This window comes from Microbulbifer maximicatervae (SeqCode) (assembly GCF_052467385.1).
Map to the genome: position 1 here is coordinate 4,382,501 of NZ_CP174311.1, position 20,690 is coordinate 4,403,190.

The following is a 20,690-nucleotide window of genomic DNA, read 5'->3' on the forward strand; positions in this document are numbered from 1 at the left end:
GCAACTTGCTCTTTGTAAATGTTCGCCTGGTATTCATCCGGAGCGAGAATCATAACCACGTCGGCATCTTTCACCGCATCGACAACTTCAGCTACCTTCAAGCCCGCGCCTTCAGCCTTTTTCCAGGAAGCAGACCCCTCGCGTAACCCAACAACAACATTTGCTACACCAGAGTCTTTCAGGTTATTGGCATGGGCATGACCTTGAGATCCATAACCAATAATGGCTACTGTTTTTCCCTGAATTAAAGAAAGGTCACAATCTTTGTCGTAATAAACTTGCATCGCTCAATTCCTGCTTTTTGCTCTATACACTTAATACTTTTTCACCGCGGGCAATCCCGGAAACTCCGGATCGCACCACTTCCATAATTGTGTGCTCCCCCAGCGCCTGGAGGAACGCATCGAGTTTTTCGCCAGTTCCTGCCACCTGTACCGTGTACATACTGCTGGTGACATCGACGATCTGCCCGCGAAAAATATCGACACTGCGCTTCACCTCATCGCGTTGGGCACCATTGGCTCGCACTTTCACCAATAGCAGCTCCCGCTCGATATGAGAGCCTTCAGTGAGGTCCACCAATTTCACAACGTCAATAAGCTTGTTTAGGTTCTTGGTAATTTGCTCAATCTTGTGATCGTCACCAATCGTCACCAAAGTGAGACGCGATAAAGTCGCATCCTCAGTAGGCGCCACGGTGAGGCTTTCAATGTTGTAGCCACGCTGGGAAAACAAGCCAACAACACGGGACAATGCCCCAGGTTCATTCTCCATCAGAACCGAAATTATTCTACGCATCGCCCTACCCTTTAAGTTCTCTCAGTTTTGCTCAGCCACATGTCACGCATGGAGCCATTTGGTAGCACTTGCATGGGATAGACATGCTCAGATGGGTCGACGTATACGTCGATAAATACAGTGCGATCCTTAATTGCAAAAGCTTCTTGCAACTTGTTGTGCAGGTCTTCACGACGCTCCACTTTCACCCCGACGTGACCGTATGCCTCGGCGAGTTTCACAAAGTCAGGCAGCGATTCCTCGTAAACACTATTGGAAAGCCTTCCTTCATATTGCATCTCCTGCCACTGCTTCACCATCCCCAGAGCCTGGTTGTTAAGGCAGAGGATTTTTACTGGCAGATGATATTGGGTAGCCGTAGAAAGCTCCTGAATACACATCTGGATACTTCCCTCGCCAGTTACGCACACAACCTCTTTATCCGGGTGGGCTATTTTCACCCCCAAGGCTGCCGGTAAGCCGAAACCCATAGTCCCCAGCCCACCGGAGTTAATCCAGCGGCGCGGCTTATCAAACAGGTAATATTGCGCAGCAAACATCTGGTGTTGCCCTACATCGGATGTCACAAAAGCATCACCCTCAGTAATGTCATACACCGCCTTGATCACATCCTGCGGCATTATCAGAGCACCATTAGTCTGATAACGAGGAGCCGTGTAGAGCCCGTGACGCTCACGCCAATCATCGATTTGGCGCCACCAGTCAACTATCGCGGAGTGATCCGGCTGCTCATCGTTGGCTTTCAACGCTTCGAGCATCTCCCGAAGGACAGCCTGGACCGTGCCAACAATCGGGATATCGGCAACAATCGTTTTAGAGATCGAAGCCGGATCGACGTCGATATGAATAATTTTGGCACCCGGGCAGAATTTGCCTGGAGTATTAGTCACCCGGTCATCAAAGCGTGCACCTACAGCCAGAATAACGTCGGCGTGATGCATGGCTGTATTTGCCTCGAAAGTGCCGTGCATACCGAGCATTCCCAAGAAACGCCTGTCACTTCCAGGAAATGCTCCGAGCCCCATCAAGGTATTAGTCACCGGGTAGTTCAACTTTCTAGCCAGCTCGGTGAGAAGCTCGGCGCCGCCACCCTGCACCACTCCCCCGCCGGCATAAATCACCGGGCGGCGAGCTGATAGCAACATAGCAATCGCTTTGCGAATCTGGCCGCTATGCCCCTTACCTGCTGGGGTATAGGAGCGCATCCGCAATTTTTCAGGGTAGTGGTAGGGGAATCTCTCCGCCGGGTTGGTTACATCCTTTGGAACATCGATCACTACGGGACCGGGACGGCCAGTATTGGCGATAAAAAATGCCTTTTTGACGATCGTAGGAATATCTTCAGCATTTTTTACCAAAAAGCTGTGCTTCACGATCGGTCGCGAGCAACCGACCATATCTGTTTCCTGAAACGCATCCTCACCGATCTTATCCCTGGGTACCTGGCCAGATATCACCACCATAGGGATAGAATCCATATAGGCCGTTGCGATGCCAGTAATCGCGTTCGTAGCACCGGGACCAGACGTCACCAGTACCACACCCGCCTTACCAGTAGACCGTGCATAGCCATCGGCAGCATGGGTCGCACCCTGCTCGTGACGCACGAGAATATGCTTTATCGACTTCTGCCGAAAAATAGCATCATAGATATGTAACGCTGAGCCGCCCGGGTATCCAAAAATCAGATCCACCCCTTCATCCTGCAGCGCGCGAACCAACATATCGCCGCCGGAAAGTAATTCCACTTGAGTCTCCTCAATTTTCCTGTTTTATAGGATAGCCATCACCGAAAACGTATAAAACGCCTACTAGCAAGAATGCCAGGCAGCAATTATAGGGGAAAATGGTGACAAATATCAGCCTGTTGCGTGTTTAGCTGCCGATTTTTAGGATGAACTGATCGCGCATAAACACCCAACCCCAAGTAAATCTACAAAGGTTCACTACGGGGTTAGCAGGCCTCCAGGGGTGGGGAGGGCCACTCAGTGGAATTTCGATGGAGGATGTTCCACCAGGGTTAGACTCAAAACCACGGGTTTGCGGTGAAATCTAGTCACTGAGTAAACCCCCGATTTTGCCAATTGAGTCCTAGCTGTCAATAGGTGTCTGCGAAAGTGTTAAGACAGTTACAGGAAAACCCGCCAGTACCGGTACAATAAGGGGACGGAAGGAACATCAACACAAGGGGTAAGCACCATGCGCATCTTACTGGCGCTATTGATTGCAGTAACAGCTACGACCACTCAAGCCGACGGCATCTATAAATGGGTAGATGAGAATGGTGTTGTCCACTTCGGTGAGCAACCTCCAGGAGACGCTCAAGTGGACGTGATCAAAAAGCCCAAGTCAGAGCGCTATAAGAAATGGGAAGCTGAACAAAATGCGATAGCCGCACGTGAAGCACAGAAAAATGCACCTCAAGTACCTCAACAGTCAAAGGAAGAACAGCTGCCCGACGCTGAGCACCAGAGACAACAAGAGGCCAGAGCTAAAGAAGAGGCAGCAAAACGAGCAGAGCTCTGTGTCGCGTACCAAAAGAACCTTAAGAGCCTGACCACACACGCGAGAGTGCGCGAAAAAGATAAAGATGGAAACTATCGCAGGCTCGGAGAAGATGAGCGGCAAGAACGCATTACCAAAGCCCGGGAGCAAATCAAGAAAAACTGCTAGTCGCCCCTCTGACGATACCTATTCCTAAGGCTCACGGTAGGGACTATCAGTAAATTGATCCAGGCTATAGCGTTCAGTGTAATAGCCTGGTTCAAAAGCACTATCCCTGGCCATAGGTACCGTCACCCTGGCAATACTCAATTGCTTCACCAGATAGGGGCCGTCCTGCCCGGCATCGCGAATTAAGAGCCCGTAAAACTCCAGGGGAACCCAGTGCCGCCCCGCCGTTAACTCAAGAGCATTTTGCGTTGTGCCTATCGGGGATTGCTCATCGTTATAAAGGGAGCCCTGAAAATAGTAGCGCCCCTCTCTGCTGATATCGACTTCCGCCTCAATTAATAAATTGCCATCGGCGGTAACGGAATCCCGCAACGAGCCCGTATAGCTTCCCGTATCTTCAGATAGGGTGAATGCTGCCGCATCTCGGAGACCATCAATATCCGTATCCACAATGACCTTAAAAATGCCCGCTTCCAGCACCTGGCTATTAAAGGAGCCCGCCTCCATCAATACTTCGTAGACTAAGTCTCCATCCGAATCACTAAAAGCCAAGGTACCCACGACTTGTTGGTCTTCGTAAACCAACAGCGCAGTCAGGTCAGCACTGACCCGATCTCCATCACTATCGGCCTGATAGGCAAAAACCCGAATAGTATCCCCACGCAAATAAAACTTTTCATCTGTCCATATAGTCAGAGAATCCCCTTCCTCACTGTGAGTGGTTCTTTCATCCACCGCAAATGTCTGAGTAATCGGGTCCTGTTCAGGAGTTTTAATTGCTCGGTTTTCTGGCGGATAGCGATGAAAGCGGGCCAGATCCGAGAGAATGGATTCGTGTAACTCAGTCTTGTTGGGCAGGGACTGAATTCCCTTCCATAGTTTTACAGACTGATCCTCTTCCTCTTGCTCCAGTTCCGCCGGCTTAACGTTATCAGGCTTGCGGCTTCGGATAGATTGCTCTTCAGCTTTTGCTTTGGCTACAACAGCGGGCGTCGCCTCTTCACCACCAGCCAGGGCCCAGTAACCCACCAATCCAGTAACTACGGCCAGTACACCCCAGCCTGCCAGCCGGGCCTTTGAGCGATCTTTGCTTGATGTGGACATCAATACCTCCGAAGCCTTTTATTTTTTTAGTTAATTTGTGCAGGCTGAGATTCTACCCGCGCTGTTCTTTCCTGAACCACAGTCCAGTCCATCGGGAATAGAATCATAATCGGGGGATAGAATACCACCGTTACGCTGCGCATCATGATCTGTATAGATACTGGCCAAATTGTAAGATCGAGCAGTGCCTTTACTGTCGTTATCACAAGAGAAAATCGCGCTGCCGTAAGCTACGCCAAACAGGGTTTCATATTCTTTGAGATTCGACCACAGGTTGCGCTTGGCAGATCCGGAACAGTTCATTTGCGAAGCCAAATTAATGTAACCGTCATCCTCACCATTCAGCAGCATGGAGGTAGCACTTTCCACACCTGGGAAGCCCGCATAACCCCCAATGGTGTACACCGGCGCACCGAGATTAGTCCCTACATAATTTCTCACAGTGTAAACATCATTAGTCTGCATATAGCGAACCGCCGAACACTCACGCCCAAGAAATAGTGCATTGACCAAATCGTCATACCAGCTTCCATTACATATCCGATCAACGCCTTCAGTACCGGTAATTGCACCTCCTGTGGTGAATATTGCAGCAACACCGCTGATAGCCGCATCAAAATCAACGCTCACTGCGTAGCTCTCGTTAAGCCCGGCAACTCGAACTTCTTCTTCAACCGTTTTACAGGATTTACTGCCATACCAAGTCGTGGAACATTTTTTTACTTCTTGAATTTCTGTATTGCTATCGAACTGGTTGTAGGCGCGATTGTAGTATGGAGATCCTTCAACAGCGTTACCCGCGATATACATCATTTGAGCGGCACCCTGGCTGTGGGAAATAATCCAGAAAGTGTCCTCTGCTGAGCACTGGTTTTCGTGTTCAAACCGATCTCCCTGGCCAGAGCGGATCTCTATAATTTGACGAGCAATTTCACCCGCAGTCTCATCATGCCAATAGGGAAATTCACCTTCATCAGTTGAGTTATAACCGACAACGCCGTAATTGCCGCCATCAACTAACAATTGCTCAATAAAATCACTGCTAGAATATTCGTCGAAAACCGCCTCACTCCAATAGTCCAGTGCTGGCTGCACTAAACTCCCATCATTACTTTCACTTGTAGTGTGTCCTTCGACTCCGTGTCCATGAACCAGGATATAGCAGTTTTCCGCTACCGCTGATGAAGCTCCAATTATCGCCGAGAAAAAAATAGACAGGCTTGTACCCAGCCTTTTAGACAGTGCCATTGTTATTTTCCTTTATTGTTTTAGTAAGTGGTAACTCTTGTGACTGAAGAGTTTTAAAAAATCTGAATAACGCAATGTACAGCAGACGACTAAAACTTATCCTTTACGCTCTATTAGGGAATAGGATTAAAGGCGCCAGAGGGGGGTCGAATCCGCCACGCGAAGCGACCAATTCGTCATATTCCTCAATTTATACTCGTGCTTTGAGGCGCCTTTGCTATGATGCCGGCAACGCCACCCGGACGGCAGTAAGTCATGAGAGACCAAAATAAAAATATGTCCGGCCATGCCGGCGTGCCCAAGATATTTGCGCCTTACTTTGTGGTTGCCGCCGCCAGGCTCGGCATCCCCACCGAGACGCTAATTGAACGATTGCCATTCTCATTTAGCTGGAATCCAGGAGAGAGTGAATGGCTCAATTACAGTGAATTCAATGCTCTAATTGAAAGCATACTGGCGCTATCCCCTGTTACCTCACCAGGCCTCAGCTTTAGTCGCTTCCCAATTATGCTTTGGCTTGAAGAAACTATTATCGAAGCTCAGCCCTCCTTGAGACGGCCGAGGGAGATCTTTCGCCCTGCAGAAATTGTGCTCTCACAAACTCTGGCCCCCCTCCTGCGGTTCCAGACTTACCAGGAAGCCGATGCGGAAGTGCTCACACTCAACTGGCAGCAGGAACTCTTTAGCGCTCCGGTCAATCATTTTATTGCTGAAATGCTGATGAGTCGTGGAGTAGATCTCTTGCGCACTCTTAACCCCAGGTTTCCCGAGGTCCAGGGATTAAAGTTACGCAGTGAAAAACCAGAAGATGACTCTATCCACAAGAGGATTTTCCAGTGCCCAATTGAGTTTTCCGCTGATGAAAATGCGATTATCCTGGGCTCCCAGATACTGGACTTCCCTATACCCAGTTACCATAAAATCATTCGCAGCCAAAGCCGAAATATATTAAAAGCAGTTCTACACAACACTTTAACCAGCTATAACCTGGCAGCCAGTTTGCGAGCCTGGCTCGAGAAGCACTTGCTCAGTGAAGAAATCACTATCAAACAAGCCGCAGCCCACTTCCGCACCAGCGGCCGCACTTTACAGCGCAGATTGAGAGAACAGGGAGTAACATTCCAGCAGCTTAAAGACAGTGTTACGCTATCTCTGACCAAGAAACTCCTTCTCTCAACCAAGGATTCCGTAGAAAGTATTGCGGTACAACTTCATTTTGCCGAACGAGCGGTATTTACTCGCTTCTTTAAAAAACATGAGGGAGTCACCCCTTCCGAGTTCCGTCGCAGCAATGTCGACAGAGATATTTTCGAAGCGTAAATAAGTGTAAAGAAACTCAGGAGGCCGCTACAGCCTCCGCCTCAAAATTCCGCCCAAGATACATATACATCGCCGGCACGACAAATAAAGTAAATAACGTTCCAATTGTCATACCGGTCGCCACTACCAAGCCCATTGCAAACCTTGCTCCTCCTCCTGGCCCCGACGCTATTAACAATGGAACCATCGCCAAAACCAGAGATGCGGTAGTCATTAAAATCGGTCGCAAACGGATTGAAGTGGCCTGCTCAATCGCTGATCGCTTATCAAGCCCTGAGAGCTGTAACTTATTGGCAAACTCCACTATCAGAATGCCGTGTTTGGAAATAACCCCAATCAGGGTAACCAGGCCCACTTGCGTGTAAATATTGAGAGTCGTCAATCCTAGACTGACAAAAATCATCGCTCCGCAAACACTCATCGGTACGGTGACCAACATAATCAAGGGATCGCGCCATGATTCAAATTGAGCAGCCAGCACCAAATAAATTACTATCAAGGCAAAGAAAAAGGTAACCACCAAATCTGATCCTTCAGTTTTGAATTGTCTGGACTGCCCCGAGTAGTCCACAGAATACTCGACCGGTAAGATTTCTTTTGCCGCATTATCCAACACCATCAGTGCTTCACCCAACGTAATTCCAGGGCGTGGCACACCCGAAATAGTGACGGCATTTAACTGTTGAAATCGCTTTAGTTGCTGTGGTTCAACAGTTTCCGTGAGCCTTATCAAAGTACTCACAGGAACCAACTTGTCGTTTACCGCCCGAATATAATATTGCTCCAACTGATCAGGGGTTAGGCGGTCAACTCTCTCGACTTGAGGGATAACTTTATAACTGCGATTATCCAGGGAAAAACGGTTGACATAAGCTCCGGATAACATCGCACCTAAGTCACGACTCAAGTCCACCATTTCCACACCCATACTGGCCGCTTTATCACGATCAATTTCTATTACAATTTTTGGTTTATCAATTTTCAGATCAGAATCGAGAAAAATAAATTTTCGACTCTCAAGAGCTCGGGTCATAATATCGCTTGCCACCGATGCCAGATTCTCCATGGGCTCTGTAGAACCGATAACAAATTCAACCGGAAGCTGCCCTCCCGCAGTTGGCAGACTTGGTGGCACCACTACAGCTATTTTTAGCCCGGCTATTTGCTGCACATCACTGCTAATCAACTCCTGCATCTTTTCCGTATCTCGGTCTCTCCCTTCCCAGGGAGCCAAAACAAACCCGGCTACCGCATTATTAACACCACTACTGAAGGTGCCCGCCCCATTAAGCAGAAAAAGATTTTCAACCTCAGTAAATCTCTCAGCAATGACATTAAGTTCACCACTGTACTGTTCAACATAATCTAAAGTTGCGTAAGCATCGGCAGTAGAAATTGTAAGAACAAGCCCCCTATCCTCTGTAGGTTCAAGCTCTTGAGGGGACGTCACAAATAAGAAGTAACAACTTATCAATACAATTAAGCCGAAAACCAAAATAACTCGGCGCTCATCAAGAGAAGAATGGAGCGATTTTTCAAATCTCGTCTGAAGTCGATTAAATTGGCGTTCCAGCCAAATTTCAAACCGGGTACTTCCACCATCGCGAGGCTTTAATATTTTCGAGGCCATCATGGGGGATAAAGTAAGAGCGACCACTCCAGACAGTAATACGGCGCCAGCTAGGGAGAATGCAAACTCTATGAATAGGGTCCCGGTTAAACCACCGAGAAAACCAATAGGAATATACACTGCAATTAGCGTCGTAGTCATAGCCACTACAGGCCATGCCAACTCTCGAGCCCCTACGATCGCAGCCTCTTTTGGAGGCAAGCCCTCTTCTATATGTCGATGGACATTTTCCAAAACAATGATGGCATCATCAACAACAATTCCGATAGCCAGAACCATGCTTAGCAATGTGAGTAAATTGATGGAAAATCCCATTAAAAACATTAAAAAGAATGCACCGACGAGAGAAAGCGGCAGTGCAATTGCTGGAATCAATACGCTGCGAACTGACCCCAGAAACAAATAAATCACCAAAATTACTATAAATACTGCTTCAACAATTGTTTTGACGACTTCTTCAATGGAGTCCTGAATATATTCAGTACTGTCGTAAGGAATCTCGCCTAGCATACCCTCTGGCAACTGTGGAAAAATTTTCTGCTCCAACTCCTCGCGTACTTTTTTAATAACATCAAGGGAGTTCGCATCGGGTGCCACCTCAATAGCAATAAAAGTGGCCGATTGTCCGTTAAAAGTCACAGAGCTGTCATAGGATTCAGCTCCTAACTCTATCTCCGCCACTTCACCTAGACGAACCAACTTATCCCCATCGGCTCTAACCACTAGCTTGCGGAAATCCAATTGACGTGCAATATCTGTATCCGCACGTATTTCCAGTGCCACACGGGTTCCCTTTGTCGAACCAACTGCCGACAGAATATTATTATCCCTAAGCGCATCAGAAATATCTGCAGGTGTGACTTCCAATGCCGCCATCTCTGTCGGCTTTAACCAGACTCTCATTGCAAAAGTACTGTCACCCAAAAGGCGAGCTCGCTGCACACCAGCTATAGTCGCCAATTTAGGTTGAACAACGCGTGTCAGATAATCCGTAATTTGATTATTAGCGAGAATATTTGAGGAAAAAGAAAGGTACATTGCAGCAGTGGTTTCTCCCTGCTGCATTTCCACGCTGGAATCCTCTGATTCATCAGGCAATTCACTGCGCAGCTTATTTACCTTGGCAACGACCTGAGTTAACACTTCATTTGGATCGTAATCAAAACGTACATAAACGTTTATCGTCGAGAGACCTTGCACGCTGGTGGAGACCATGTAATCGATACCATCTGCAGTAGCAATCTCTTGCTCAAGCGGCGTAGTAATAAACCCCTGCACTAGATCTGAGTCGGCACCGACATAAACGGTGGTTACTGTAATAACTGCATTTTCAAGTTCCGGGTACTGCCTGACATTTAATTCCGTTAGCGACCTTAAACCCAATAGAAAAATAAATAGGCTGACTACGCAGGCCAACACTGGCTTTCGAATGAAAATCTCTGTGAAATTCACAACCTATAAATTCCAGGTTTAACTATTTTCCGGTGTGGGGTCTGCGCTTTCTGGGGGTTGATTCTGATTATTGATAACCGCTTTCTCTCCATTGCGAAGTTTGAGTAGTCCGCTGCTAGCCACTATGTCCCCCACCAAAAGTCCTTGTGTAATTTCAACTAGATCCCCACGCTCCTCACCAGTTTTCACAAACCGTTTAACTGCGATCATATGCTCGCCATCTTTATCGGGCTCCAACACAAAAACCGCCACCCCATAGGGAGCAAAAGCCAATGCGGTTCTGGGAATAACGAGCACTTTTCGCTGTGCACTTATCTTTACGGATACCTGGGCAAACATCCCAGGACGTAAATCGTGTTGGGGGTTTTTCAGAGTAGCTTGAATCAGAAAGTTCCTACTTGCACTATCCACCTGAGGGTCAACAGCAGTAATTCTTCCTTCGTAGGTATTTTTAGGGAAAGCATCTGTTGTCAACTGAATAGCAAGCCCAGCCTTAACCAAGGCATATTTTTGTTCAGGGAGGGAAAAATCAACAAAAATAGGATCAAGTTGCTGTAGAGAAACAACAGACTCCCCCGGGCTTACATTCTGCCCAAGATCGATTTGTCGAATTCCCAGTACTCCACTAAAAGGCGCCACGATAACTCGCTGATCCACCCTGGCCCGCTGCACTTCTATATTGGCAACCACCTGGTCCAAAGTACTGCGAGCGCTATCCAAATCTGCTTCGGTTGTTACACCTCGCCCCAGCAGAGTCTTGATCCGCACGTAATTACGACGGGCCAAGCGAAGCTCTGCATCCAACACCTGCAACTGCGCCTTTTCCGGTTCAGCAAAAATTTCCGCCAATAAATCGCCCTTCCTAACATGCTGGCCCGACTTGAAGTGAATAGCGCTGATAACCCCCTGAGCTTCGGTAGTAACCTCTACACCATTAACAGCTCGAATGGTGCCTATTCCTCTCAGGTCTTCCTTCCAATATTGAAACTGGGCGGTTGCTGAAGTCACTGTGGCCGCAGGCAGGGCTAAGTTGTCTATGAACTGATTCACCATATGCCTGCCAATTAATTTATAAGCAAAAATTCCGCCGAAGAGCAAAAGGCATCCCAGCAGCATTAGCAACATACGCTTACTGATATCAGGCCCCCGTAAGGTGTCGTCAATAAAAACTATAAACTGATACTTGCAAGGGAAACTATGCGCTACGGAGGGGTGCCCCTCTACGTAAATATCCGAACAAACGGATTAGCGCACCTGTGAGTATAGATATGGAGAGAGTGAGGAATCGGTGGGAGTTTAGGGGTGCACTATATGGCACCCCCAAGTGATTTTTTATCGGAATACGGCTTTATCGCCTTCAACATCCGCGTGGATCGTTGCTCCAGGGGAAAACTTACCGGCGAGAACATCTTGCGCCAGCGGGTTCTCCAGCCATACCTGAATAGCACGCTTTAATGGCCGTGCACCATAAACGGGATCGAACCCAACTTCTGCTAATTTATCCAGCAGACTTTCAGATACCTCTAATTTCAGGTCCCTCTCTGTCAGTCGACGGCAAAGTTGTTGCAACTGAATTTCGGCAATAGAGCGTACTTCTGCCTTATCCAGTGGATGGAAAACAACCACTTCGTCAATACGATTTATGAACTCTGGCCTGAAATGGTTCCCCACCACTTCCATCACCGCACTTTTCATCTGTCGATAACGAATTTCAGCGTCCAGGTCATCACCATTTTCAGCTGTGGCGTATTTTTGAATTAAATCTGAGCCAAGGTTTGAAGTCATTACGACAACGGTATTACGAAAGTCTACCGTGCGCCCCTGGCCGTCGGTCAGGCGGCCATCATCAAGAACCTGTAAAAGAATATTGAATACATCGGGATGCGCTTTCTCCACTTCGTCTAATAGCACAACAGAATAGGGTTTTCTCCGCACCGCTTCAGTCAGGTATCCCCCTTCTTCATAACCTACATATCCGGGAGGTGCGCCAATCAGTCGGGCCACAGAGTGCTTCTCCATAAATTCCGACATATCGATACGCACCATGGCGTCTTCTGTGTCAAACAAGAACTGAGCCAATGCCTTGCATAATTCCGTCTTACCCACACCGGTTGGGCCGAGGAACAAGAATGAGCCATTGGGTCGGTTGGGATCAGCTAGCCCCGCCCTCGAGCGGCGTACGGCATTAGCAACCGCTTCCACCGCTTCCCCCTGTCCGATGACCCGCTTGTGTAACTCATCTTCCATTCGCAGTAGCTTTTCACGCTCACCTTCGAGCATCTTAGATACAGGAATACCCGTCCAGCGAGATACCACTTCAGCCACCTCTTCATCGGTAACCCGATTGCGCAGCAGGCGGGGTTCTTCAGAAGCTTCAGCGGTAGCGGCACTTTTAAGCTGTTGTTCAAGTTGTGGAATTACACCGTACTGTAATTCAGACATTCTATTGAGATCACCTGCACGCCGTGCGGACTCCATATCGAGCTTGGCCTGCTCGAGCTTTTCCTTGAGGTCATGGCTGCCGGCAAGCTGTGCCTTCTCCGCCTTCCAAACCTCTTCAAGGTCGGAGTATTCCCGCTCCAGTTGTAGAATCTCTTCTTCCAGTTTCGACAGGCGTTTTTTAGTCGCCTCATCATCCGTATCCTTTTTTACTGCCTCACGTTCAATCTTTAATTGAATTAAACGGCGCTCCAATTTATCCATGGATTCCGGTTTAGAGTCGATCTCCATGCGTATCCGGCTGGCGGCCTCATCAATAAGATCAATCGCTTTATCTGGTAATTGACGATCAGTGATGTAACGCTGCGATAATTTTGTCGCCGCAATAATTGCAGAGTCGGTAATATCAACACCGTGGTGTACTTCGTAGCGTTCTTTTAATCCGCGCAGAATCGCAACCGTATCCTCTTCAGTTGGTTCATCAACCAGCACTTTTTGGAAACGCCGCTCAAGCGCTGCATCTTTTTCAATATATTGCCGATACTCATCCAGAGTGGTTGCACCGACACAATGTAATTCCCCGCGGGCCAAAGCGGGCTTCAGCATATTTCCCGCATCCATGGCCCCCTCAGCTTTACCGGCACCCACCATCGTGTGGATCTCATCGATAAAGAGAATAATGCGACCTTCCTGTTTGGATAATTCGTTGAGTACCGCTTTTAATCGCTCTTCAAATTCTCCACGAAATTTTGCGCCCGCCAACAATGCCCCCAAATCCAGGGAAAGAAGACGTTTGTCCTTTAACCCTTCCGGCACTTCACCATTGACGATACGTTGAGCGAGCCCTTCAACAATGGCAGTTTTACCAACACCCGGCTCACCAATTAGCACAGGGTTATTCTTGGTACGCCGCTGTAAGACTTGAATCGTCCGCCGTATTTCATCATCGCGGCCGATCACCGGGTCAAGCTTGCCGGCCAGAGCCCTCTCGGTCAGGTCGAGAGTATATTTATCCAGCGCCTGGCGCGCTTCTTCCGCATTGGGGTCATCCACTTTTTCGTCGCCACGCACTTTTTGAATTGCCGCCTCTAATTGTTTAATGTCGCCGTTGGCATTTAGGATTTTGGAAATCTCTCCCGCCGCAGAGTCGAAAGCCGCCAGTAATACAGTTTCACTGGAAATAAAACTGTCACCATTTTGTTGGGCTCGCTTGTCCGTGAGATTCATTAAGCGCATTAATTCCTGGGACATCCCCACATCACCCGTGGGGGAAGTCACCCGCGGCAGGCTATCCAACCGCTTGGCAAGGTCATTGCGCAACCCGTTTAGGTTAAATCCCGCCTGTGACAGGAATGCGGGTACGCTTCCGTTGTTCTGGTTAAGCAGTGCCAGAATCAAGTGCTCGGGATAAATCTGGTTGTGGTCGCGCCCTACCGCTAGGGATTGCGCATCAGCAAATGCCGCCTGTAGCGGGTTTGTCATTCGGTCAATTCGCATGAACGAAACCTCTTTTACTCGATTTTTTCAGAAGCGCTGCAATAGTGGCACTAATTTGCCTTTTACATTCGCTATGGTACTGACAAGTAAAATAGGGGCGCAGGAAGGGTTTTCAATGATTTAAATCAATAGCGGCATTTATTCTATGCAAAGTGGTTTTGCGGCAAATCTATCTCTTATAATTTTTTACAGCCCAGTCAACGCCCAGCCTTGTAATTGCCCAAGCTGCCCCAATATTATCGAATGGCTTACACAGAAAAAAAATAAGCCATCTAGAAATTCAGTTCAGTCTTTATCTCGCCATATCAAAGTTGCCATACGACCGGTTTCAGACTCCCTGCGGTAGGAAAAAAACTTCTCAGGTTCTGACATTGTGCAGAGCCCCCCACCGTACACCTCGCCAATCCCCAGCTCTGCCAACTCCGCGCGAGCCAGGGCGTAGATATCTGTTAAAAAGTGCAGTGGTTTCTTAGTGTGTGGGCGGAAACAGCTAGCGATTTTTTCTGTGTGTCGACTGCTAATTGCATTTTCAAAGAATGCCTCGAGGACATCGATTCCGGTTTCAAAGGCCTCCGGACCAATCGCTGGACCCAACCAAACCATCAACTCCTCAGGATCACACTTCATCGCGCGTACGGTGTTGCGCAATATACCACCGGCCAATCCGCGCCACCCGGCATGGGCTGCTGCTACGCGGTTACCACTCTTATCGCTTAGCAAAACAGGCAAACAGTCTGCGGTTAGCACGGCACAGACAACACCTCTTTTCATACTAAAGCAGGCATCTGCGGTTCGAACTAAGGCGTCATCACTTGCCTCGACTACTTTGTCGCTATGGATCTGCTCCAGCCACTGCGGTTCTGAGGGCAACTCAAGCTCCTCCCTCAACTGTTGGCGATTGGCAGTAACAGCTGACTCCTTGTCCCCCACGTGAGCAGCCAGATTAAAGGAGGAGAAATGGCCACAACTTTGGCCCCCAGTGCGTAGCGTCGTCGCCGCCCTCACCCCTGCGGGTGCGGGCCAATCGGGTATCAGGTAGTGGTTACTTGGCATTGAGATATCTTGCTTTGCGAAATTGTCCTTTCGAGAACCGGCGATAGGTGCCCAGGCGAATTTATAACCGGTACTTCAGGGCTCATCAGCGCGCAACTGATCGAGCAGTGCTTGCATGTCAGCAGGCATTGGCGCACACCAATGCATGTCCTGTCCACTGGTGGGATGTACTAGAGCTAGTTCAGCCGCATGCAGAGCCTGCCGAGGGAAGCTCTGGAGAGCTTCAACAAGGTCTGCCGAGGCCTCTGGAGGCAACTTTGGGCGGCCTCCGTAGAGTGGATCTCCCACGAGCGGGTGCCTGATATGGGCCATGTGTACCCGAATCTGATGAGTACGACCGGTTTCCAGCTTGCAGCGTAAGAGCGTGTAAGCGCTGTAACGCTCCTGTACACGATAATGAGTGATCGCCTCTTTGCCGCCAAAGTCCAAAACAGCCATCTTGAGACGATTTTGACGATGCCGACCGATGGGCGCATCAACACGACCCGCAGTGGTGATATATCCTTGGACCAAGGCATCATACTGTCGACTCACCGTTCTCTGCTTTAATTGATCCACGAGATGGGTCTGAGCGGCCAAAGTCTTAGCCACAACCATCAGGCCACTGGTGTCCTTATCCAGCCGGTGAACAATACCGGCTCGGGGTATCAGCTCCTGGGCTGGATTGTGATGAAGCAGGCCATTGAGCAGAGTGCCGTCGGGGTTACCGGCAGCGGGGTGGACTACGAGGCCCGCGGGCTTATTGACCACCATCAGGCAGTCATCTTCGTACATAATATTGAGGTCGAGGTCCTGGGCAGCCCAGCTACCTTGGGGTTCCAGCTCTGCGCGAAGCTGGATAAGCTCGCCGCCAAAGAGCTTTTCCTTGGCCTTAGCTGGGGCTCCGTTTAAGGTGAGCTGGCCGCCTTTGATCCACGATTGGAGGCGCGCGCGCGAAAAATCGGGAATTAATTCGGCTGCGGCCTGGTCTAAGCGTCGACCAGCCATATTGGCAGGAATTTGGATATCTAGTTTTAGGTGTTCAATCATCAATCAATTGCAAATACTTTGGGCAGCTCCGCGACTGTGGTTAAATGTCCGACGCGCCAGGTTAATACTGGTGGGTAGTTTAATAAGGTAGAGTGTAAGAATGATAGAGCGAGGGGCTATGCAGACCTGGAAAATGCTGTGGCTGGCCTTGGTGTCCGCAATATTGGTTGCCTGCGCCAACACAGATGATTCGGAAGTGGGCCTACCCACAGGTTCACGTACAGAGCAGGCATACTACGAGATGGCCCAGCGACAGCTGCGAACCAGCCAGTGGGATCTTGCCATCAGAAACCTGCGAGCCCTGGAAGACAACTTCCCATTCGGCAACTACGCGGAACAGGCTCAGCTTGAGCTGATCTATGCCTACTACCGCAACTATGAAAACGATGCTGCTATCGCCGCTGCAGACCGCTTTATCCGCCTACACCCCCAGCACCGCAATGTCGACTACGCCTACTACATGAAGGGCCTCTCCTCCTTTACTGAGGGCACAGGCCTGTTCGAGCGCTTTATGCCTACCGACTTGACCAGTCGCGATCCAGGATCGGCTCGAGAGTCATTCGCTTATTTCTCCCAGTTAATGGCCCGCTACCCTGAAAGCCGCTACGCTCCAGACGCGCAAAAGCGCATGATCCACTTGCGTAACCTGCTGGCCCGCTATGAAGTTCATGTGGCTAACTACTACTTTAAGCGCGGCGCCTACCTCGCAGCAGCCAATCGCGGTCGCTACATTGTGGAAAACTTCCAGCAGACACCCGCAATCCCCGATGCCCTGGCAGTTATGGTTCAAGGTTACCATTTGATGGAAATGCAAGATCTCGAGGCTAATGCCCTGGATGTACTGCGCAATAACTATCCAAAGCACCCCGCTTTTAACGAAGATGGCACTTTCAACTACGACTTTTACAAAGGTCCGAGCGGCCGCAGTCTAGTGCACAGGGTTACCCTGGGCCTGTTTGAAAAATCTGACCCGCGGGGCTTTGACAGCCGGGAACTCTATAATCCCGAATACAACCGGGACGAGACTCCCCTGCCTCCAGAGCTTCTGTAACTTATCACTTAAAAATAGAAACGGCGCCATTCGGCGCCGTTTCTATTTTCAGGATGGCTAGTCACCCAGCTTCCAGCCATTGGTGATGGGATAGCGGCGATCCCTTCCAAATCCGCGCTCAGAAATACGTACCCCGATGGCTGCCTGGCGCCTCTTGTACTCATTGCGTCCCACTAACCTGACCACACGCTCTACATCCTCTTTCTGGAAGCCACGCTGAATGATTTCCTCAGCGCTGTGGTCTTGATCGACATAGAAATTGAGAATTTGATCCAGGATCTCATAAGGTGGAAGGCTGTCAGAATCCACCTGGTCCGGGGCCAGCTCAGCACTGGGGGGGCGGGTAATGACCGTTTCAGGAATCACTTCAGAAATTGTGTTGCGGTAACGGGCCAGCTCGAATACCAATACTTTGGGAACATCCTTCAGGGCATTGAATCCGCCTACCATATCCCCGTATAAGGTTGCGTAACCAACGGCCATCTCACTCTTGTTACCGGTGGTCAGGACCATCGCGCCCTTCTTATTGGAGATAGCCATCAAAAGAACACCACGAGAGCGGGCCTGCAGGTTCTCTTCAGTGGTATCCCTCTCACTGCCAGCAAATTCTTCAGCGAGAGCTCCCATAAACGAATCAAAGATGGGCTCGATACTAATTTCCCGATAGTGAACCCCCATTCTTTCCGCCTGATCGGCCGCATCGCCTTTACTCAGATCCGAGGTATAGCGAAACGGCATCATTACAGCCTCAACACGCTCTTTACCCAACGCATCGACCGCAACTGCCAATGTCAGAGCAGAGTCGATTCCACCCGACAACCCCAGCACAACGCCGTTGAAACCATTCTTATTAACGTAGTCGCGCACCCCGAGTACCAGGGCTTGGTACACAGAAGCCAAATCGCCTTGAGGAGAAGCAATTTCCCCAGGGACTAACGTCAAATTCTGTCCCTGCAGAGTTATGGAAGCTGGCAGCAACTGCTCTATAAACTCTTCAGCCCTGGCACATACCTCTCCCTCAGCGTCAACAACGATTGAGCCGCCGTCAAAAACCAGCTCGTCCTGACCACCGCACCAGTTTACATAGGCAATGGGAACCCCGGCATTCTTTGCCTGCCTGGAAACCAATTCCAGCCTCTGCTGAGCCTTGCCCCGATGGAAAGGTGATGCATTGATGTTGAGAATCAACTTGGCCCCAGCATCGACTGACTGCTTGATGGGCTCTGGAAACCAAATGTCCTCACAAACACTCAGCCCCACAGGAACTCCCTTGATATGCACTACACAAGGAGATTTACCCGGTTTGAAGTAACGCTTTTCATCAAAGACCTGATAGTTAGGCAGCTTCTGTTTGGCATATTCTGCGATTAACTCTCCCTCAACTACTACCCCCGCCATATTGAACATGACGCCATCAAGCAACTTGGGGTAACCCACAACAATGGCACAGGGCAGTTCTGCAGCTTTGAGCTGATCCAATGCCGCATCAATGCGAATCTGCATACTGGGTCGCAACAACAAGTCTTCAGGAGAGTAGCCGCACAGGGTCAGCTCCGGAAAAAGTACCAAGTCAGCACCCAGTTCCTGGTACGCTCGGCGCGTAATTTCTATCACCTGCTTGGTATTCCCTGGAATATCTCCCACCAGGGAATTGATTTGTGCCAGCACTAACTGCAAAGTAGACATCGTTGAACCTCGGACAAGACAGGCCGCTATTGTAACCTTATCGGGGTAACAACAGCAGCGGCTCACCACTACAAGAATACCGGGCATCTACAGTGAGCAGTTCCCAAACATCCCCCCAACAGCACCATGAGCTTTTGCGCATAAGCGCAATCTACCGAGTAGCAATAGCCCTAGTTCTGCTAGGAGTATTCTACTCCGACATAGGTGGAGGCTCACTTGGCACGTACTTGCCAACACTATTTATATATACAACATCTTCCTATGCCCTTCTGAATGTGGCGTGGTTACTATTTTTACGCCAGAAGGCTTACCAGACAAATAGCAGCCAAGTTGGGATTATTTTGGGCTGTGACATTCTGGTTTTCTTGTTATTGATCGAGGCTAGTGGAGGGCTAAACTCTGGACTCGGTTACTTACTGCTTATCAGTTGTTCAATCGGTGCCATCCTACTTGATAAGCGCCTCAGTGCATTTTTTGCGGCCATTGCTAGTTTGGGTGTTATCGCGCTCCAGCTTTACCATTTACTAACTGAATCGGGTTCTAGCCAGGAGATTGTGTCTGCTGGCGGGCTAGGTTTACTACTATTTGTAACCGTAAGTGCCATCCAGTACCTATCGGAACGTATTCGCAAAGCTAATATTCGCGCAGACAAACAAAGCCGCCAGGCTGCACACCTTCAACGCCTGGCTCAAGAAATCATTGAAAGAATGAATACCGGTGTATTAGTTTTAGGCCCTACTTACAAGCCAGAACTGATCAATAAATCAGCAAGAAGATTACTAGAAAACCAAATCGATACAGCACATGACTACCATGCAGAGCTGAGGCAAAAGGTTAAGGAATGGCGCAGTCATAAGAGTCAAAATAATGTCCTTATCCCCGCAAAAAATGGAGACGAGCTTCATGCAAACTTTTCAGAATTGCACCATGATGCAGGTCATAGCACGTTAATTTTTGTCGAAGATAACCGTAAGCTGGCAGAAGCTGCCCAAAAGCTCAAGCTCGCATCCCTCGGCCAACTAACAGCCTCTATTGCGCATGAGATACGTAATCCTTTAGCCGCTATCAAGCACGCTGCACAGCTGTTGTCGGAGTCTCCGCAATTGAAAGAGGAAGACAAAGAATTAACTGACATAATATGCCGCCAAAGCCAACGCATTAATCAGATTGTTGAAAATGTTATGCAGCTTTCGCGGAGACGTGCCAACTCAGCCCAGAAATACGATCTTAAAACCTGGCTCAAACAGTTTTTAATAGATTTTAATACCGGTAAAACCGACAACATTATCAAGCTAGATATCACAGAACAATCATTGCCAGCATACTTTGACTCTGCACAGTTGGCTCAAGTAGTCACCAACTTAGCTGATAATGCTTTACAACACTCTCAAGTAACTACTGGAACAAACCATGCTACTATTTGTGCCTACTACAATAAGGTGCATAGGAAAACAGTTCTGGAGGTCAAAGATTTAGGCGCAGGCGTACCCGAAGAACTCCTCGATAAAATATTTGAACCATTCTTTACAACAGGTCAAAACGGGAATGGACTAGGGTTGTATATCGCACGGGAGCTTTGTGAGACCAATAACCTTAGCCTTTATCATTGCCGTAGCAACGACGACAAAAGCTGCTTTAGAATCGAGTTTGCCCACGATGAGGACGTTACTTGATCTACCGCAGGGACATTTTTTGATCTACAAGCCATTA

The 20,690-nt window shown here is 49.0% G+C and carries 15 protein-coding genes (1 of these 15 cut by a window edge); 4 read left to right on the forward strand and 11 right to left on the reverse strand.

Features of this window, described 5'->3' with window-relative positions; genetic code table 11:
- The 3 genes in view from ilvC to ACJJIR_RS18715 are tightly spaced (at most 22 nt apart) and all read right to left on the reverse strand, a layout consistent with a single transcriptional unit that may run on beyond the window.
- A protein-coding gene (gene ilvC / locus ACJJIR_RS18705; protein WP_444906452.1) for a ketol-acid reductoisomerase crosses the window boundary here: on the reverse strand, window positions 1-284 show its 5' portion. The gene continues 742 nt to the left of window position 1, outside the view; the window shows 284 of its 1,026 coding nt (coding positions 1-284); the start codon lies at window positions 282-284; its stop codon lies beyond the left edge, outside the window.
- A 22-nt stretch (window positions 285-306) separates the two neighbouring features.
- On the reverse strand, window positions 307-798 hold the full coding sequence (ilvN, locus tag ACJJIR_RS18710; RefSeq protein WP_282934340.1) for an acetolactate synthase small subunit: 492 nt from the start codon (window positions 796-798) through the stop codon (window positions 307-309).
- Window positions 799-809: 11 nt separating this feature from the next.
- Window positions 810-2,546, reverse strand: a complete 1,737-nt coding sequence (locus tag ACJJIR_RS18715; RefSeq protein WP_413664326.1) for an acetolactate synthase 3 large subunit — start codon at window positions 2,544-2,546, stop codon at window positions 810-812.
- A 451-nt stretch (window positions 2,547-2,997) separates the two neighbouring features.
- Here ACJJIR_RS18715 and ACJJIR_RS18720 point away from each other — a divergent pair, with 451 nt between their 5' ends.
- On the forward strand, window positions 2,998-3,471 hold the full coding sequence (locus tag ACJJIR_RS18720) for a DUF4124 domain-containing protein (RefSeq protein WP_444906453.1): 474 nt from the start codon (window positions 2,998-3,000) through the stop codon (window positions 3,469-3,471).
- A gap of 24 nt (window positions 3,472-3,495) precedes the next feature.
- On the opposite strand, the gene ACJJIR_RS18725 is transcribed toward ACJJIR_RS18720, so the two are convergent.
- Together ACJJIR_RS18725 and ACJJIR_RS18730 are read right to left on the reverse strand one after the other, a co-directional pair.
- Window positions 3,496-4,575: a DUF4785 family immunoglobulin-like domain-containing protein gene (locus ACJJIR_RS18725; protein ID WP_444906454.1), complete on the reverse strand. Its 1,080-nt coding sequence runs from the start codon at window positions 4,573-4,575 to the stop codon at window positions 3,496-3,498.
- Between the two features lie 30 nt (window positions 4,576-4,605).
- A complete protein-coding gene (locus ACJJIR_RS18730; protein ID WP_413664323.1) occupies window positions 4,606-5,823 on the reverse strand; it encodes a hypothetical protein in 1,218 nt (405 codons plus the stop codon).
- A gap of 255 nt (window positions 5,824-6,078) precedes the next feature.
- Between ACJJIR_RS18730 and ACJJIR_RS18735 the strand changes: the two genes are divergently transcribed.
- Complete coding sequence (locus ACJJIR_RS18735) at window positions 6,079-7,143, forward strand: helix-turn-helix domain-containing protein (RefSeq protein ID WP_444906455.1); 1,065 nt, start codon at window positions 6,079-6,081, stop codon at window positions 7,141-7,143.
- A 16-nt stretch (window positions 7,144-7,159) separates the two neighbouring features.
- Here ACJJIR_RS18735 and ACJJIR_RS18740 read toward each other — a convergent pair whose 3' ends face one another.
- The 5 genes from ACJJIR_RS18740 to rluD all read right to left on the reverse strand — a co-directional run bounded on the left by ACJJIR_RS18740 (window position 7,160) and on the right by rluD (window position 16,243).
- Window positions 7,160-10,225 carry an efflux RND transporter permease subunit gene (locus tag ACJJIR_RS18740; protein ID WP_444906456.1) on the reverse strand — a complete coding sequence of 1,022 codons (3,066 nt, stop codon included), beginning with the start codon at window positions 10,223-10,225 and terminating at the stop codon, window positions 7,160-7,162.
- Window positions 10,226-10,243: 18 nt separating this feature from the next.
- On the reverse strand, window positions 10,244-11,350 hold the full coding sequence (locus tag ACJJIR_RS18745; protein WP_444895247.1) for an efflux RND transporter periplasmic adaptor subunit: 1,107 nt from the start codon (window positions 11,348-11,350) through the stop codon (window positions 10,244-10,246).
- 207 nt (window positions 11,351-11,557) lie between these two features.
- On the reverse strand, window positions 11,558-14,161 hold the full coding sequence (gene clpB, locus ACJJIR_RS18750) for an ATP-dependent chaperone ClpB (protein WP_413664319.1): 2,604 nt from the start codon (window positions 14,159-14,161) through the stop codon (window positions 11,558-11,560).
- A 285-nt stretch (window positions 14,162-14,446) separates the two neighbouring features.
- Entirely contained in the window at window positions 14,447-15,214 is a 768-nt protein-coding gene (gene pgeF, locus ACJJIR_RS18755; protein WP_444892744.1) for a peptidoglycan editing factor PgeF, read from the reverse strand.
- Window positions 15,215-15,289: 75 nt separating this feature from the next.
- Window positions 15,290-16,243 carry a 23S rRNA pseudouridine(1911/1915/1917) synthase RluD gene (rluD, locus tag ACJJIR_RS18760; RefSeq protein WP_444906457.1) on the reverse strand — a complete coding sequence of 318 codons (954 nt, stop codon included), beginning with the start codon at window positions 16,241-16,243 and terminating at the stop codon, window positions 15,290-15,292.
- Between the two features lie 100 nt (window positions 16,244-16,343).
- Between rluD and ACJJIR_RS18765 the strand changes: the two genes are divergently transcribed.
- On the forward strand, window positions 16,344-17,294 hold the full coding sequence (locus tag ACJJIR_RS18765; RefSeq protein WP_444906458.1) for an outer membrane protein assembly factor BamD: 951 nt from the start codon (window positions 16,344-16,346) through the stop codon (window positions 17,292-17,294).
- A gap of 57 nt (window positions 17,295-17,351) precedes the next feature.
- Here ACJJIR_RS18765 and ACJJIR_RS18770 read toward each other — a convergent pair whose 3' ends face one another.
- A complete protein-coding gene (locus ACJJIR_RS18770; protein WP_444906459.1) occupies window positions 17,352-18,980 on the reverse strand; it encodes an NAD+ synthase in 1,629 nt (542 codons plus the stop codon).
- Window positions 18,981-19,072: 92 nt separating this feature from the next.
- Here ACJJIR_RS18770 and ACJJIR_RS18775 point away from each other — a divergent pair, with 92 nt between their 5' ends.
- Complete coding sequence (locus tag ACJJIR_RS18775; protein WP_444906460.1) at window positions 19,073-20,653, forward strand: sensor histidine kinase; 1,581 nt, start codon at window positions 19,073-19,075, stop codon at window positions 20,651-20,653.
- Window positions 20,654-20,690 lie beyond the last annotated feature (37 nt).

Excerpts from the sequence above, each read along its gene's own strand:
- ilvN (WP_282934340.1), bottom strand. The coding sequence starts at position 798 with ATGCGTAGAATAATTTCGGTTCTGATGGAGAATGAACCTGGGGCATTG.
- ACJJIR_RS18720 (WP_444906453.1), top strand. The coding sequence starts at position 2,998 with ATGCGCATCTTACTGGCGCTATTGATTGCAGTAACAGCTACGACCACT.
- ACJJIR_RS18725 (WP_444906454.1), bottom strand. The coding sequence starts at position 4,575 with ATGTCCACATCAAGCAAAGATCGCTCAAAGGCCCGGCTGGCAGGCTGG.
- ACJJIR_RS18730 (WP_413664323.1), bottom strand. The coding sequence starts at position 5,823 with ATGGCACTGTCTAAAAGGCTGGGTACAAGCCTGTCTATTTTTTTCTCG.
- ACJJIR_RS18735 (WP_444906455.1), top strand. The coding sequence starts at position 6,079 with ATGAGAGACCAAAATAAAAATATGTCCGGCCATGCCGGCGTGCCCAAG.
- ACJJIR_RS18745 (WP_444895247.1), bottom strand. The coding sequence starts at position 11,350 with ATGTTGCTAATGCTGCTGGGATGCCTTTTGCTCTTCGGCGGAATTTTT.
- clpB (WP_413664319.1), bottom strand. The coding sequence starts at position 14,161 with ATGCGAATTGACCGAATGACAAACCCGCTACAGGCGGCATTTGCTGAT.
- pgeF (WP_444892744.1), bottom strand. The coding sequence starts at position 15,214 with ATGCCAAGTAACCACTACCTGATACCCGATTGGCCCGCACCCGCAGGG.
- rluD (WP_444906457.1), bottom strand. The coding sequence starts at position 16,243 with ATGATTGAACACCTAAAACTAGATATCCAAATTCCTGCCAATATGGCT.
- ACJJIR_RS18765 (WP_444906458.1), top strand. The coding sequence starts at position 16,344 with ATGATAGAGCGAGGGGCTATGCAGACCTGGAAAATGCTGTGGCTGGCC.
- ACJJIR_RS18770 (WP_444906459.1), bottom strand. The coding sequence starts at position 18,980 with ATGTCTACTTTGCAGTTAGTGCTGGCACAAATCAATTCCCTGGTGGGA.